Consider the following 14,866-nt stretch of genomic DNA (forward strand, 5'->3'; position numbering starts at 1 on the left):
ACCGACCACTATGAGTTCAGATACCTGAGGACTGCGAGCACCCGACGGTGATCTCCGTCACTCTGCGACAGTCCGAGCTTCAGAAAGATATTGCTGACGTGCTTCTCGACCGCCCCGTCGCTGACCACCAGCTGGCGGGCGATCGCCGAGTTCGTACGGCCCTCCGCCATCAGCCCCAGCACCTCGCGCTCTCGCGGGGTGAGCCCGGCCAGCACATCCTGTTTCCGGCTGCGGCCCAGCAGCTGCGCGACCACCTCGGGGTCGAGCGCGGTGCCGCCCTGCGCCACCCGTACCACCGCGTCAACGAACTCACGTACTTCGGCTACCCGGTCCTTCAGCAGATAGCCGACACCCCGGCTGGATCCGGCCAGCAGCTCGGTGGCGTACTGCTCCTCGACGTACTGCGACAGCACCAGCACCCCAAGGCCGGGGTGCTCGGCGCGCAGCCGTACGGCAGCCCGTACCCCTTCGTCCGTATGCGTCGGCGGCATCCGGACGTCCGCCACCACCACATCGGGCAGCTGCCCGGCCCCCGCCAGCTGCTCCACCGTCTTGATCAGCGCCTCGCCGTCCCCGACCCCCGCGACGACATCGTGCCCCCGGTCGGTCAGCAGCCGGGTCAGGCCCTCCCGGAGCAGCACCGAATCCTCGGCGATGACCACCCGCACCCCGTACTCCACGATTTCCGGCCCCCCGTCCTTAGCTGTATGCCTCCAGCATCCCAGATCGTGGACAGGGAAACAGGACAACCGGACAGTCCGGCCAGCTCGCCCCGCCGGCTCAGTCCCGCCAGGGGAGCTCCGCGGTGATGGTGGTGGGCCCCCCGGCGGGGGACTGGACGAGCAGCAGCCCGTCCACGGACTCCAGCCGCTCGGCCAGCCCCGCCAGCCCGCTGCCCTCCCCGGCGCTGGCCCCGCCCCGCCCGTTGTCCTCGATCCGCATGAGCAGCCGGTCGCCGCTGCGCCACACCTCAACGGCGGCGGTGCGGGCGCCGCTGTGTTTGCTGATGTTCTGGAGGAGTTCGGAGACGGTGAAGTAGGCGATGCCTTCGATGGCGGGTGCCGGTCGCTGGGGTAGGTCTGCGGAGACGTTGACGGGGACGGTGCAGCGGGCGGCGAGGGCGGACAGGGCGGGGCCGAGTCCGCGGTCGGTGAGGATGGCGGGGTGGATGCCGCGGGCGAGGTCCCGTAGTTCCTGGAGGGCGAGTTTCACTTCGCCGTGGGCTTCGTCGACCATTTTGGCGGCGGCTTCGGGGTCTTCCGTCAGCTTCTCCTTGGCCAGCCCGAGGCCCATGGCCAGTGCCACCAGCCGGGCCTGTGCTCCGTCGTGCAGATCCCGCTCAATACGCCGCAGATCCGCGTTCGCGGTGTCCACCACCGTGCCCCGGTCATCCTCCAGCTCCCACATCCGGGCCGCCAGCTGGGACGGGCCGAGCAGCGTACGGACCAGCAACCGGTCCACGGTGGTCAGCCCACGGAACCACCACGGGGTGACCAGCACCAGCAGCAGACCGGCCAGCGCCAGGACGGCGATCTCCACCGGGGCGTCGATATACGCGCCGTTGCCGCGCCCATCCCCGTTGATCTGGAGCCCCGGCTGGTCCGAGAGGGCCGGGATGACCCAGAACCACAGCGGATACGTCAGCGCCATCCATCCGTAGGCCCACACCGACAGCCCCGCCGCGAAGGAGAAGCACGCCCACGGGAAGTGCAGCAGCGTATAGAGCAGCTGCCGCCAGGACGCACCGCTCTTCAGCAGCGCCCCCACCCTGGCCATCAGCCCGGTCTTGCCCTTGGGCGGCCGTACCGGCTCCGGCTCCGCGACAGCCAGCCGCAACAGCGCCCGCGCCCTGGCACGTTCCAGCACGCCGAGGCCCCGCGCCGTGGCGAGCGTCAGGGCCAGCAGCGGCACCCCGAGAAAGGTGATCAGCAGCCCAGCGCTGGCCGCCGTCATCCCCACCATCAGCGCGAAGACCGCCGCGGCGATCGGCAGCCCGGTGAGGAGGTAAAGAAACTCCCGCCAGGTACGGCCCGTGAAGGGCCCGCCCAGTATCCGCATGGGCAACCGCATGGGTCAGCCCTCCGTCCGGTCACGGTCCCGCCAGGGCAGCTCGGCCGTGACAGCGGTGGGACCCCCAACGGGGGAGTCAACGAGCAGCAGCCCATCGACTGAGCCCAGCCGGTCAGCCAGCCCCGCCAGCCCACTTCCACCTTCAGTGGTGGCCCCGCCCCGCCCGTTGTCCTCGATCCGCATGAGCAGCCGGTCGCCGCTGCGCCACACCTCAACGGCGGCGGTGCGGGCGCCGCTGTGTTTGCTGATGTTCTGGAGGAGTTCGGAGACGGTGAAGTAGGCGATGCCTTCGATGGCGGGTGCCGGTCGCTGGGGTAGGTCTGCGGAGACGTTGACGGGGACGGTGCAGCGGGCGGCGAGGGCGGACAGGGCGGGGCCGAGTCCGCGGTCGGTGAGGATGGCGGGGTGGATGCCGCGGGCGAGGTCCCGTAGTTCCTGGAGGGCGAGTTTCACTTCGCCGTGGGCTTCGTCGACCATTTTGGCGGCGGCTTCGGGGTCTTCCGTCAGCTTCTCCTTGGCCAGCCCGAGGCCCATGGCCAGTGCCACCAGCCGGGCCTGTGCTCCGTCGTGCAGATCCCGCTCAATACGCCGCAGATCCGCACTGGCCGTATCCGTGACCGTGACCCGGTCCGACTCCAGCTCAGCGATCCGCCGCTCCAGCTCATCCGAGGGCGACAGCAGCCCACGCACCATCGCCCGGTCCGCGTGTGTCAGCCCGCGCGCCAGCCAGGGCAGTACCGGCCAGGCGACCAGGAGGGAGACGAGAGCGACGCTGAAGGTCATGACCCCCCAGGGCACCCGGATGAACGAGTACAGCGCGTGCCGCCACCCGACCGGGTCCTTCAGACTCGTCCACAGCCAGGGGAAGAACCCGCCATGTGTACGGTGCCGGATCGGCGACGGCTCATCGACCCGCACCCCCAGCAGCGCCCTGGCGCGAGCCCGCTCCAGCTTGCCGAACTGCCGACAGCCCAGCAGCCCCAGCGCGAGGATGGGCAGGCCGACAACAGTGACCGACAGCGGCACTCCGCAGTAGATCCACACGCTGACGTAGGTGAAGCCGATGAGATCCATCGGCATATTGCTGAGCAGGTGTGCGATTTCTTTCCACGTCTGCGCGCTCAGCGGCGCACGTGGCGCGGGCAGCGCCGCGTCACCGGGTTCGTCGTAGTCGGAGCTCACGGCCATACGGCTAAGACTGCCGGTCGCGCGACCGTCGTCGCTATGGGGGAGGTGGGCGGTCCGAGGTGGGGTTTACCCCACCCACCCGGAGGTGGGTGGGGAATGGGATCACGCTGTGTACGCTCGCTTGGCCCGAGCTTCCTTCAGCGCAACCCCCCACCAGGTGAGCTGGTCGAGGAGCTCATCCGCCGCCTTGTTCACGGCGTCCGCCTGCAGCGGCTTGCCGTCCTCGTCGAACTGCTCCCAGGCCATGTGGAAGCTGACCGTGTTGCGCACGGTGACCGCGTGCAGCTCGGCGAAGACCTGGCGGAGCTGTTCGACGGCACGCTGGCCGCCCGCCATGCCGCCGTATGAGATGAAGGCGACGGGCTTGGCCCGCCACTCTTCGTACACCCAGTCGACGGCCAGCTTCAGGGAGGCGGGATAGCCGTGGTTGTACTCCGGGGTGATGATGACGAACGCATCGGCCTCGCCGATCCGGTGGGCGAACCCGGGACCGTTCATCGGCGCGGCTGTCTCGTCGAAGTTCAGCTTGAGCTCTTCGACGATCAGCGGGTCCGCGAGATCTATCAGCTCGGCCTCGATGTCGTCGCGCTGGGCGATCTGCTCGCGGAACCAGCCGGTGATGGTCTCGGCGAACCTGCCCTTTCGCACGCTGCCGATGATGACTGCGACCTTGAGACGCTGCTGGGACATGGGGGGTCTGCCTCCGTTAGGAATCGACTGGGTGCCGGTATGCGCCCCGCAAGGGGAGCCAGCCACCACCCTGCAAATTGAAGTGGGGTTGAGGTCAAGGTTCTTGACGGAGCGGAGCCCCCGGCACGGTGCGCGGCTCTCCCCGTACGGCGACTCTCTTGAGCTCGAAGAACGCCCCTTCGGTCGCCAGGACGCGGAAGGCATCCCACAGTTCACCGGCCCGCTCCCCGGTCGGGATCTCGGTGAAGATGGGGCCGAACTGTCCGGCGTGGCCGTCCACGGAGAGCGTGGGGACACCGATGAGCTGCCGGTCCAGCCCGTCTCCTGCCGGGATCCGGTCCCGGGACGCGCGCAGATCCCCGTCCCACGCCTCCGAGTCCATCGCGGAGACGAGCGACCCGGGCAGCCCGGTGTCGCGCAGCGCCGCTTCTACGCTGGGGCCGATCCGTTCCAGCGCGGCGACGGTCACGGCCCGGAAGGTCTCCCAGGACGCCTCACGGACCTTGGTGATATCGCCCGCGGGGCCGTGGAAGCGGTTTCCCATGGCCGTATAGAGGGATGCGGCGGCTTCGGGGCCGAACCGGGCGCGGGCGGCGGCGGCCACTCGGACAGGGCCCCAGTAGCGGTCCATCACCTGTCGGCGGTCCGGCGGGAGATCGGCCTCGCTGTTGAGCAGTGCGAGGCTCAGCTCATGCCAGACGATTTCGACCGGCCGGACCTTGGATACCTCGATGATCCAGCGTGAGGTGATCCAGGACCAGGGGCACAGCGGGTCGTACCAGAAGTCGATGCGGCGCTGCGGCTGCCGCTCGCCATGGTGCCCGGTCACACGTCGTCCGTTCGTGCGGTGTCCGGTCCGGCCGCGTCCGGGGTGATCCGCGCGAGCGCGTTGAGTACGGCGTTCTGCTTGCGGTCCCGCTCAGTGGCGAGCTCGGCGTAACTCCGGTTCCCGAAGGCGCGCTCCGCCTGGGTGCTGAGGAATTCGATGGTCTCGGGGTCCATCCGCGGGTGGCCCAGCTCCTGCCAGCTGCGTTCCAGGCCGGTGCCGAGGTGGGTGAGCCAGTGCCGCAGTCCGCCCTCGCCGCCCCCCAAGTGGAAGGCGAGGAAGGGGCCCACCGTGGACCAGCGCAGACCGATGGAGTGGGTGACGATGTCATCGAGTTCCTCGATGCCGACGACGCCCTCGCGCACAAGGTGTACACACTCTTGGAGCAGCGCGGACTGGAGCCGGTTGGCGACGAAGCGCGGTACGGCCTTGCGCAGGACGACCGGGACCTTGCCCACGGACCGGTAGAAGGCCGCCGCCTCTTCCAGGGCCCCCGGCGCGGTAGCGGCGCCGCCGACCACTTCCACCAGCGGTACCACATGCGGCGGGTTGAACGGATGTCCGACGATCAGTCGGCTCCGGTCGGCCATCAGCGCGCCCATGTCGTCGGGGAGGAGCGTGGACGTCGAGGAGAGCAGCAGCGCCTCCGGGGGCGCTGCCTCGCCGACGAGCTTGAACAGCTCCTGCTTGAGCGGCAGATCCTCGGGCGAGTTCTCCTGTACGACGTCGACGCCCTCGACGGCGTGGGCCACGTCGGGTTCGAACTCCAACCGGGCGGCCAGCTCCTCGGGGTCCCGGGCGCCGCCGGGCAGGGTGGGCGCGAATACTCTGAGGCCGTCCCTGACGATTCGCTCGGCTCCGGTCCGGCGGCTGTTGACCCGTACGGTGAGTCCGTGCGACAGGAACAGGGTGATCCAGCCGAGTCCGATGGTGCCAGCACCTATGACTGCCACAACCGGCGTCCGTGCTACGGAATTAGTCATCGACACCCATTCTCATACACCTCACGCGCGAACTTCAGCTGCGCGAACTTCAGCATGAAATAAAAAGCTACAGGAAAGCACTCGAAGGCCGGTCGAGGGGCGGTCGAGGGGGCGGTCGAAGGGCGGTTGAATGCGTGAGCCTGGCGAGGACGCGTGCCACCTTGGTCAAAGTAGCGGACGCTGGGCTGCCGCGTGATGAACGTCACATGGGAAAACTATCTGCTGCCTACAGGTAAACCCGCAGGCTGCGGGGCGCTGTTATACAGTTCAATCAAAGGGGGGAGTGCAGCAGAATGCAGATACATGATTCGGCGCACGTCATCATCTGGGCGTCGAACGTTGCTCGCGAGTCGGAGAGCCCCACAGCCAGCTCGCCAGCGCCATCATTCACTTTCTGTAACGCTCTACGTGTGCGCCTCTTAGTCGGGCGGGACCAACACACGTAATGACACAGGGGGATCAGGCCAAAATGCGATTCAATCTCATCGGCCCATTTGAGATAATCACCGACGAAGGCAGAGCCTACACGCCTCGCACTCCGAAGGTGTGTCAATTACTGGCACTTCTTCTCACTCGACCCAATGAAATCGTGATGATCGATTCGCTTATTCGCGAATTGTGGGGATGTAATCCGCCGCGCAGTGCTCTGACCACGCTGCAGACGTATGTGTACCACTCCCGGAAGATGTTCGCGAACGAGGGTCTGACCAGCCCTGAACGGGAGTTGCTGCTCACCCGTCCGCCCGGATATCTCATCCGCGTCGACGCGGAGGAACTGGATACCCAGATCTTCGAGCGGCTTATCCGGCAGGGACGCGACCATCTTGCCAACGGCGAGCCGGAGCTGGCGGCCAAGAGGCTCCGGGATGCCCTCGCGCTGTGGCGGGGACCGGCCCTCGCCAACATCTCGGCGGGCGAGATACTCATGGCTCGTATTTCCTATCTGGAGGAGCTGCGGATCCGCGCGGTGGAACTGCGGATCGAGGCCGACAAGCAACTGGGCAGACATCGGGAGCTGATCCCGGAGCTGCGATCGCTGGTCAAGGAGTACCCGTTCAACGAGTGGTTCCATGGCCAGCTGATCGACATGCTGAACACCGCGGGACGCCGGGCGGAGGCGCTTCAGGCGTACCAGAACCTGCGGAAGACGCTGCACGACGAGCTGGGTCTTGAACCCTCTACGGCGCTGCAACAGCTCCAGTACGAGGTCCTCAGCCCGCCGTTCCCCGAGCCGGTGAGCCAATAGCGGGTCACGAGCCGACCGCGCCCTACGGGGCCGCGGTCGGCTCGGTCGATTCCTTCTTCTCCGCCTTCGGCGCCGTCCCGCCGCCCTTCAGCAGCAGCGCCACCAGGAACCCCAGCAGCATGACGGCACCAGCTGTCAGATAGACGGTGTTGATGGCTTCGGCAAGGCCCTCCAGCACCGGCCGGGCCAGCCGTGGGTCCGCCTCCGCCAGCCAGGCCGTGTTGTCGATATCGAGGTCGCCGCCACCGCGTACCGCCTCCAGGACTTCGGTGTTGGCAGGGGCGTGCACGACATCCGGATCCCGCAGCGCGGCCTGGAAACCGGTCGAGCCCGAGGCCACCCGGAGAGCGTCGGCGATCCGCCCGCCGACGACGGAGAACATCACCGACAGAAACACCGCCACACCGGCCGTGCCGCCGATCTCGCGGAAGAACATATAGGCGGCGCTGGCCACCCCCATTTCCTCCTTGCGGGCGCCGTTCTGGAGCGCGATCAGCGTGACCGGGAAGCAGATGCCGACGCCGAGCCCCAGCACACAGGTGTAGAGGACGACCAGCCAGAGGGCGGTGTCCGGGCCGACCGTGCCAAAGAGGAGGAGCGCCGTCGTCACCAGCCCCAGACCGAGCAGGATGAACTCCTTGTAGCGCCCTGTCCGGTTGATCACCGGTCCGAGAGTGCGGCTGGCGAGAATGGTTCCCACGGTCTGCGGCAGCAGCATCAGAGCGGCGTTCCCCGGGGAGAGGCCCTTGACCAGCTGGAGATAGAGCGGCAGGAAGAGCAGCGAGCCGAAGACACCCATGCCGACGATGATGTTCACGGCATTGATGACGGAGAACGCCCGGGTCCTGAACAGCCGCATCGGAATGATCGCCGCATCGCCCATCCGCGATTCGACCAGGATGAAGAGAATGAGCCCGGCCAGACCCAGGGCGAACATCGTCAGGGAGAGCACGGAGCCCCAGCCCCATTCCCGGCCCTGCTCCGCCACCACGAGCAGCGGTACCAGGCACAGCGTGAGGGCGAACGCACCGCCGTAGTCGACCCGCTGTTCGGTGCGGAGGCGCGGCATCTTGAAGGTGGTGGTGACGACGATCAGCGCCAGCAGGCCGATCGGCAGGTTGATGAGGAATACCCAGCGCCAGCCGGCGATACCCAGAACGTCGCCCATGTCGGCGAAGAGGCCGCCGAGCAGCGGTCCCGCGATACCCGCGATACCGAATACCAGGGAGAAGTAACCCTGGTAGCGGCTGCGCCGCTGGGGCGTCATCATGTCGCCCATGATCGTGAAAGCCATTGTCATCACACCGCCCGCGCCGATGCCCTGGAGCGCGCGGTAGGCGGCGAGTTCATACATCGACTGCGCGATACCGCAGAGCAGGGAGGCGATGAGGAAGGTGACAATGGAGATCACATAGATGCGCTTACGGCCGTAGATATCGGAGAGCTTGCCAAGCAGCGGAGTGGTGATCGTGGAGGTGACCAGATACGCCGTGGTCACCCACGCCTGGACGGTCAGTCCGTTGAGTTCGTCGGCGATGGTGCGCATGGCCGTGGCGACAACCATGAGATCGAGCGCGCCTAAGAAGAGACCGAGCATCAGCCCGGCCATCACGATCATTATCTCCCGGTGAGTCGGCTCATTGGCCGTGCTCTGCGACCCGCCCGTGGGTGACGATGCGCTGTCTGTCATGGCGTCATACTCCTCGTTGCCTGCTACCGTTCCGCCATCCTCCAAGTTCAACCTCGCTTGAGGTCAAGCACCGTCAAGGACCGGAGTTCGCCAGAGACTCCAGTGACGGGACGAGTTCGGCCGGGCCGGGCATGGCGTTCATGTCCGACCGCAGCCGGTCGGCGGCATCCCGGTATGAGGCGTTGCCGAGGACCTCCTCGACGGCCGCCACGATGGTGTCCGCGGTGTCTTCTTCGGGCGTGATCAGCTTCGCCGAGCCGAGTTCGGCGAGCCTGTGGGTGTAGTCCAGGCCGAGCATGTGCGGAATCAGGATCTGCGGCACGCCGTGGGCCATCCCGGCGAGGGTGGTGCTTCCACCGCCGTGATGGACCATCGCGTTGATGGTCGGCATGGCGGTATCGAGCGGAATCCAGTCGGCCCGCGCGTGCGCCGGCAGCGGCCTCAGCTTTTCAGCGACCGCCTCGGGCGCGGCGATCAGCAGCTCGGCGTCGAGCGAGGAGGTGGCCCGGACCAGCCCGTCGAGGATGTCGAAGTCATGGTCCGGGGTGACCCTGCTGCCCGCGCTGACCAGCACACGCGGCCGGTCGTGCGCCGAGTGCAGCCACGGCTCTACGGGCCGCTGTGAGGTGTACGGGATATGCCGCATCGGCAGCGCGGGCGGTACTACGGCGGGGCGGGCGGCCGACGGGCACACGCTGATGCTCAGTGCGGGCCGGGGCATCTCGTAGAGCCCGAACCGCTCCATCTCCAGACCCAGTTGGGCCGCTGCGGCCAGATTGGTGACGGCGGGCTCGGCCAGATCGGTAGCGAACCGTACGAAGGGGACCCCCGCGTGGTGGGCGACCAGGGGTGCCGCGTACGCCAGCACCACGCCGACCACCAGATCGGGCCGCCAGTCATCGGCCAGCCGCAGCAGTGGGTCCAGACAGTCCGCCGCGTATCCGCCGAACATCCGGCCGATGGCCAGATAGGAGTCGAGGCCCTCCTCCGACACCGGTGCGGTGTTGCCCAGGCCGGGGATCCGGAAATCGGCGACGGACCGGTCGGTCACCACGACGGGCGGCAGACCGGCCCCGGCGATGTCGCCCGCGAGTGCCTCGGGGCCGGTCATGAAGACCTCGTGACCGGCGTTACGGGTGGCCTGAGCGAGCGGGATCAGCGGGAACAGTGTCCCCGCCCCGTTTCCCCCGACGAAAAGAATCCTCATGTCCACATCGTCAGCAGTGCGGATCGAGTGCGGCTCGACGTTTCCTCGACGCGGACGCCTCAGGGCCTGTCCGGGCGGATCTTTCCCCAACCCCGCCCCTTCCCGAAAACTGGGGGCTTCGCCCCCAGGCCCCCGGGGCGGAGGCCCGGGAAAATTTGCCGCAACGGTGCGGAACCACGATGGTGAGGTTCTGAGGGCGCCTCCCCCAGACGGAGTCTGGGGGAGGAATCTGTGGCGGCCGTGAGAAGCACGTTCGGTTGATCCGCCGGACAGGCCCTGGTTCAGGCTCGGCAGGTCATGAGCTGGCCGCCGTTGAACTCGACCATCTCCTGGAAGATACCGGCCACATCGAGGGGGCGGGCCAGCTCGCCGTCTTCCAGCTCGGCGCGTGCCCGGTGCAGATTGCCCACCAGCCGTTCCGGGTCGGTGAGGGCCGCGTACGCACCCAGGTCAGCCGTGCGGGCCGTCTCCAGCGCGGTCAGCCCCCGGGCGACGCCGGCCGCCGCGAGGTCCTGAACCCACCGTAGATACGCCTCCGTCGCGTCGAACGCCTCACCGCCGGCTACCGGGCCGTGGCCGCCGATGACGGTACGTGGATCCAGGGCGCGCAGCTCGTCCAGCGCCCGCAGCGACCCGGCCACCGTGCCCATCAGTACAAACGGAGTGCACCCCGGCAGCACCACATCGCCGGTGAACAGCACGCGTTCTTCCGGCAGCCACACCACCGTGTCATTGCGGGTGTGCGCGGGCCCCACATGGATCAGCTCCGCGCGCCGCTCGCCGAGGTGCAGCGTCATCCGCTCCTCGTAGGTGACCGTGGGCAGCGCCAGCTGGACGCTGCCCCACTCCACGTCCGGCCACAGCCCGGTCAGCGCCAGGCCGGTGGCGGCCATCTCCTCGCGGGTACCGGCGTGGGCGACGATGGCTGCCTCCGGGCCGAACACCGCGTTGCCGAAGGTGTGGTCACCGTGGAAGTGCGTGTTGACCAAGGTACGAGCGCTCCCAGGGGCGACCGCGTCCACCTGCGCGCGCAGCCGTTCGGCCCGGGCCACGGTCGCGGCGGTGTCCACGACGATCGCGCCGTCGCCACCGACGACGACCCCGGAGTTGTTGAGACACCACCCTCCGTCCGGCTGGATCCAGGCGTAGACGTTGTCGGCGACCGGAGTCAGCCGGGGCTCCTCGCTCATCCGGTCGCCGTCGCTTCCCGCGCGTACTGCGCCGCCTTCTCCAGGGTGCGTCGGCTGTTGCCGCCGAGCACCCGTCGTATGTGCTCCTTCGCGTCCGCGATACCGCTGTCCGGGCCCAGCAACTCCCGGAGCGCGGCCGGGTTCAGCGTCACGGTGTGCGCCGAGGTCACCACCGCGCGTCCGCTGGGGCCGTCCGCGAAGCTCCACAGCCCGCTGTGCCCGAGCAGCACAGCGGGCGGGAGCTCCTGCTTGTACGCGATCCAGTCCCCCGGTGCGCAGATCCGCACCGAGCGAGTGGTGTGCGTGGAGCCGTCGGCGGTGGCCGTGTCCATCTCCAGCCGCTGGATGCCCGGGGTGTCCTCGGTGAGGGTGACCGCGGCGACATGCGGCAGTCGTTCGGGCCAGAGGTCGGCGCGGTTGATGAAGTCGTACGCGTCCCTGGCGCGGCCCGGCACCTCGACCCGGTCCTCGAAGGTGAACACCACATCGTCCAGCGGGTGCCCCAGCTCGGCCACGCGTCTGAGTGAGGCCAGCTCCTGCGGGGTGTTGGTGTTGACGGCGTCGGTGATCCACCGTACAGCCGCAGGGTCGTTGTCCACCGCGGCGAACTCGTGCGTCAGCGTGATCTCGGCGCCGCCCTCCGGCAGCGCGCGCACGGTCCACCGCCCACCCATCGAGGCGACCGGGGCGTGACTGCGCTCCTGTCGGAAGGTGACGGTGCCGGAAGTCCGGTCGAGGGTGCGCGCCGACGACCAGGTCTTGACCCCGTCGCCGGCCAGGGCCCAGATCTGGAAGCGCTCGGCGTGCTCAGCGCGTTCGGTGTGGCGGACATACACGCTGGGTCCAAAGACGGCGGGCCACCGGCAGACGTCGGCAACGAGGTCGTATACGACGTCTGCGGGCGCGCTCGTCGTCTCCGTATGCACCAGCCTGTGCTGGGTCGGCGGTGTCACGTCAGTTCACTCCGGCGGCGGTGGAGTTCACCGCGTCGACAACCTGGCGGGGCGTGCGCAGCTCCAGGATCTGTTCATCCGACAGGACTACGCCGTACTGCTGCTGAATGCGCGCCGCCGTCTCCAGCATGGCCAGCGAGTCATAACCGAGGTCCTCGAACTCAACGTCCTGGATATCGCCCGACAGGTCGATCGACTCGTCGGCGCCCGCCCCCTGCACAAGGATGCGCTGCAGATCGTCGATGGTCATGATGCTCATGAAGGTCTCCTGTTCTGAGAGTGTGGTGAGGTTCGGGCCGGCGGTCAGTCACGCACCGCGCGGATCACCAGCGCTGAATTGAAGCCCCAGCGGCCCCGGGCGAGCACCAGGGCGGCCGAGACCTGGGTCTCCCTGGGCCGGTCCAGGACCAGGTCAAGGCCGTAGTCGTCGGGCACGTCCACGGCGCGGCCCGTCGGGGGGATCACGCCATCACGGATGGACAGCAGTGCGTCCGTCACATCGAGCGGTCCGCCGCCCGCGTACAGCCGGCCGGTCAGCGCCTTGGGGGCGGTCACCGGCACGCCCCGCGCGCCGAACAGCTCACGCAGCGCGGAGGCCTCGGCCCGGTCCTCGTCGGGGGTGCCGGCCGCGTCGGCGAAGACCACGTCGATGTCGCCGGGTCGCAGTCCGGCGTCGGCCAGGGCCAGTTCGGCGGCCCGGCGCAGACCCGGCGGGCGGTTCGAGCCGGGCGCCGGGTCGAAGGTCGCGGCGTATCCGGCGATCTCGCCGTACGCCTGGCCCGCGCCGCGGGCGCGGAACGCGGCGGCCGACTCCAGCACCAGCATGGCCCCGCCCTCGCCGGGCACGAAGCCGGGAGCGGCCCGGTCGAAGGGCAGGTAGGACCGCTCCGCCTGGGTGGCGTGGCTGACCCGGCCGGTGGCCAGATGGGACGCCCAGCCCCATGGATCAAGGGCGGAGTCCACACCTCCGCTCAGCACCAGACGAGTGCCCTGCCGGATCACGCGCCGGGCGTGGCCGAGCGCGTCGAGGCCCCCGGCCTGCTCGGCGACCAGCACGGCACCGGGTCCGCGCATACCGTTCCTGATCGACAGCTGGCCGGTGTTGACGGCGTAGAACCATGCGAAGGACTCATACACGCTGACGTACTGCGGGCCCTTGGTCCACAGCTTGTCGAACTCACGGTGGGTGAACTCGAATCCCCCAGAAGCATTGGACGTGATCACGCCCATGTCGAACTCCGGGATCTCCGCCGGGTCGGCCACCGCGTCGGCCAGCGCCCAGTCGGCGGCGGCCAGCGCGAGCCGGGTGGAGACGTCGGTCTGCGGCAGCAGCCGGCTCGGGATGTGATCGGCCGGCGCGAAGTCGGTGATCTGCCCGGCCAGCGTGGCCGGGTAGCGCGAGACGTCGAAACGGGTGATCCGGGAGATGCCGTCACGCCCCTCCAGGGTGGCCTGCCAGTGTTCCTTGGCCCCGAGGCCGTTGGGCGCCGCCACTCCGATGCCGGTGACATACACCGTGTCGCTCATGCCGCCGTCCTTCCCTGGGCGCGGAGCACCATGGCGCTCTGGAATCCGCCGAAGCCGCTGCCCACGGTGAGCACCGTGTCCAGACGCTGCTCGCGTGCCGTCAGTGGTACGTAGTCGAGGTCGCACTCGGGGTCCGGCTCACGCAGATTCGCGGTGGGCGGCACCACCCCGTGCTTGATGGCCAGGGCGGAGGCGGCGATCTCGATGGAGCCAATCGCGCCCAGCGAGTGCCCGACCATCGATTTGATGGAGCTCACCGGGACGCGATAGGCGTGCTCGCGCAGGCTGCGCTTGAACGCGGCCGTCTCGTGGCGGTCGTTCTGTTTGGTGCCGGAGCCGTGGGCGTTGACGTAGTCGACGGCGGTCGGGTCGAGCCGGGACTGGTCGAGCGCGTGGGTGATCGCCTCGGACATCTCCCGGCCGTCGGGCTTGAGACCGGTCATGTGGTAGGCGTTGAGCCTGGTCGCGTAGCCGGTGATCTCGGCGTAGATGTCCGCGCCCCGCCGCCTGGCGCTCTCGTACTCCTCCAGGACGAACATCGCGGCACCCTCAGCGAGCACGAAGCCATTGCGGGTGTTGTCGAAGGGGCGGGAGGCGTGCTCGGGGTCGTCGTTGCGCGGGGTGGTCGCCTTGATGGCGTCGAAGCAGGCCACCACGATCGGCGAGATCGGGGTGTCGGAGGCGCCCGCGATCATCACATCGACGGTGCCCTCGCGGATCAGCTGGCTGGCATAGCCCACCGCGTCGAGGCCGGAGGTGCAGCCGTCGGACACCATGGCGACCGGGCCTTCCGCGCCGACGGTCCAGGCGACCTCGGCCGGCATGACGCTGGGCACCATGTGGTCGAACATATGTGGGGAGAGATAGTCCGGGTCGACCTCCCACTCCCGGCCCCGGTCGGACAGCACGAGGTATTCCCGCTCCAGCGAGGTGGCGGCCGCCACCGCGCTGCCGAGGCTGACGCCGATGCGGTGCGGGTCGGTTCCGGCGAACTCCAGGCCGCTGTCGGCCACCGCGTCCCGGACACACACCACGGCGAACTGCGCGGCGCGGTCCATGCGCCGGGTCTCCCGGGGGCTGAGCCCCTCCAGCTCGGCGTCGAAGTCGACTGCCGCGGCCACCTGGGAGCGGTAGGGAGAGGGATCGAAGAAGGACAGCCGGCGGGTGGCGGTCTGGCCGGAGGTCAGCAGGTTCCAGAAGTCCTTGGCCGAGGGGCCGCCCGGGGCTCGGACCCCCATGCCCGTGAGGACGACACGTCGGGTCACCGGGCACCTCCGTGGGGAGTGCTGCAGCGCG

The 14,866-nt window shown here is 68.7% G+C and carries 14 protein-coding genes; 1 reads left to right on the forward strand and 13 read right to left on the reverse strand.

The annotated features are described in order from the left end of the window. Positions 1-8: 8 nt before the first annotated feature. The 6 genes from test1122_RS15550 to test1122_RS15575 all read right to left on the reverse strand — a co-directional run bounded on the left by test1122_RS15550 (position 9) and on the right by test1122_RS15575 (position 5,757). A complete protein-coding gene (locus test1122_RS15550) occupies positions 9-668 on the reverse strand; it encodes a response regulator transcription factor (protein WP_232271923.1) in 660 nt (219 codons plus the stop codon). Positions 669-780: 112 nt separating this feature from the next. Next, entirely contained in the window at positions 781-2,070 is a 1,290-nt protein-coding gene (locus test1122_RS15555) for a sensor histidine kinase (protein ID WP_232269768.1), read from the reverse strand. A gap of 3 nt (positions 2,071-2,073) precedes the next feature. Next, a complete protein-coding gene (locus test1122_RS15560) occupies positions 2,074-3,258 on the reverse strand; it encodes a sensor histidine kinase (RefSeq protein WP_232269769.1) in 1,185 nt (394 codons plus the stop codon). A gap of 102 nt (positions 3,259-3,360) precedes the next feature. Then, a complete protein-coding gene (locus test1122_RS15565; protein ID WP_232269770.1) occupies positions 3,361-3,948 on the reverse strand; it encodes an NADPH-dependent FMN reductase in 588 nt (195 codons plus the stop codon). Between the two features lie 94 nt (positions 3,949-4,042). Continuing rightward, on the reverse strand, positions 4,043-4,777 hold the full coding sequence (locus test1122_RS15570) for a mycothiol-dependent nitroreductase Rv2466c family protein (protein ID WP_232269771.1): 735 nt from the start codon (positions 4,775-4,777) through the stop codon (positions 4,043-4,045). After that, positions 4,774-5,757: a 3-hydroxyacyl-CoA dehydrogenase NAD-binding domain-containing protein gene (locus tag test1122_RS15575; protein ID WP_232269772.1), complete on the reverse strand. Its 984-nt coding sequence runs from the start codon at positions 5,755-5,757 to the stop codon at positions 4,774-4,776. Before test1122_RS15575 ends, test1122_RS15570 begins: the two co-directional genes overlap by 4 nt. Positions 5,758-6,226: 469 nt before the next feature. Between test1122_RS15575 and test1122_RS15580 the strand changes: the two genes are divergently transcribed. After that, positions 6,227-7,003 carry an AfsR/SARP family transcriptional regulator gene (locus tag test1122_RS15580; RefSeq protein ID WP_277879832.1) on the forward strand — a complete coding sequence of 259 codons (777 nt, stop codon included), beginning with the start codon at positions 6,227-6,229 and terminating at the stop codon, positions 7,001-7,003. Between the two features lie 22 nt (positions 7,004-7,025). Here the strand turns inward: test1122_RS15580 and test1122_RS15585 are convergent, their stop codons facing one another. The 7 genes from test1122_RS15585 to test1122_RS15615 all read right to left on the reverse strand — a co-directional run bounded on the left by test1122_RS15585 (position 7,026) and on the right by test1122_RS15615 (position 14,835). Next, a complete protein-coding gene (locus test1122_RS15585; protein WP_232269774.1) occupies positions 7,026-8,693 on the reverse strand; it encodes an MDR family MFS transporter in 1,668 nt (555 codons plus the stop codon). A gap of 73 nt (positions 8,694-8,766) precedes the next feature. Beyond that, a complete protein-coding gene (locus test1122_RS15590) occupies positions 8,767-9,900 on the reverse strand; it encodes a glycosyltransferase (protein WP_232269775.1) in 1,134 nt (377 codons plus the stop codon). 281 nt (positions 9,901-10,181) lie between these two features. Further along, entirely contained in the window at positions 10,182-11,090 is a 909-nt protein-coding gene (locus test1122_RS15595) for an MBL fold metallo-hydrolase (RefSeq protein ID WP_232269776.1), read from the reverse strand. Continuing rightward, entirely contained in the window at positions 11,087-12,043 is a 957-nt protein-coding gene (locus test1122_RS15600; RefSeq protein ID WP_232269777.1) for an aromatase/cyclase, read from the reverse strand. The genes test1122_RS15595 and test1122_RS15600 overlap by 4 nt, the downstream gene beginning before the upstream one ends. A gap of 1 nt (position 12,044) precedes the next feature. Then, entirely contained in the window at positions 12,045-12,302 is a 258-nt protein-coding gene (locus tag test1122_RS15605; RefSeq protein WP_232269778.1) for an acyl carrier protein, read from the reverse strand. A 44-nt stretch (positions 12,303-12,346) separates the two neighbouring features. Further along, a complete protein-coding gene (locus tag test1122_RS15610) occupies positions 12,347-13,570 on the reverse strand; it encodes a ketosynthase chain-length factor (protein ID WP_232269779.1) in 1,224 nt (407 codons plus the stop codon). Further along, positions 13,567-14,835 (reverse strand): beta-ketoacyl-[acyl-carrier-protein] synthase family protein, encoded by a 1,269-nt coding sequence (locus tag test1122_RS15615; protein WP_277879833.1) that lies wholly within the window; start codon positions 14,833-14,835, stop codon positions 13,567-13,569. The genes test1122_RS15610 and test1122_RS15615 overlap by 4 nt, the downstream gene beginning before the upstream one ends. Positions 14,836-14,866: the final 31 nt, after the last annotated feature.

Origin of the sequence: Streptomyces gobiensis (assembly GCF_021216675.1) — a bacterium.
GTDB classification, from domain to species: domain Bacteria; phylum Actinomycetota; class Actinomycetes; order Streptomycetales; family Streptomycetaceae; genus Streptomyces; species Streptomyces gobiensis.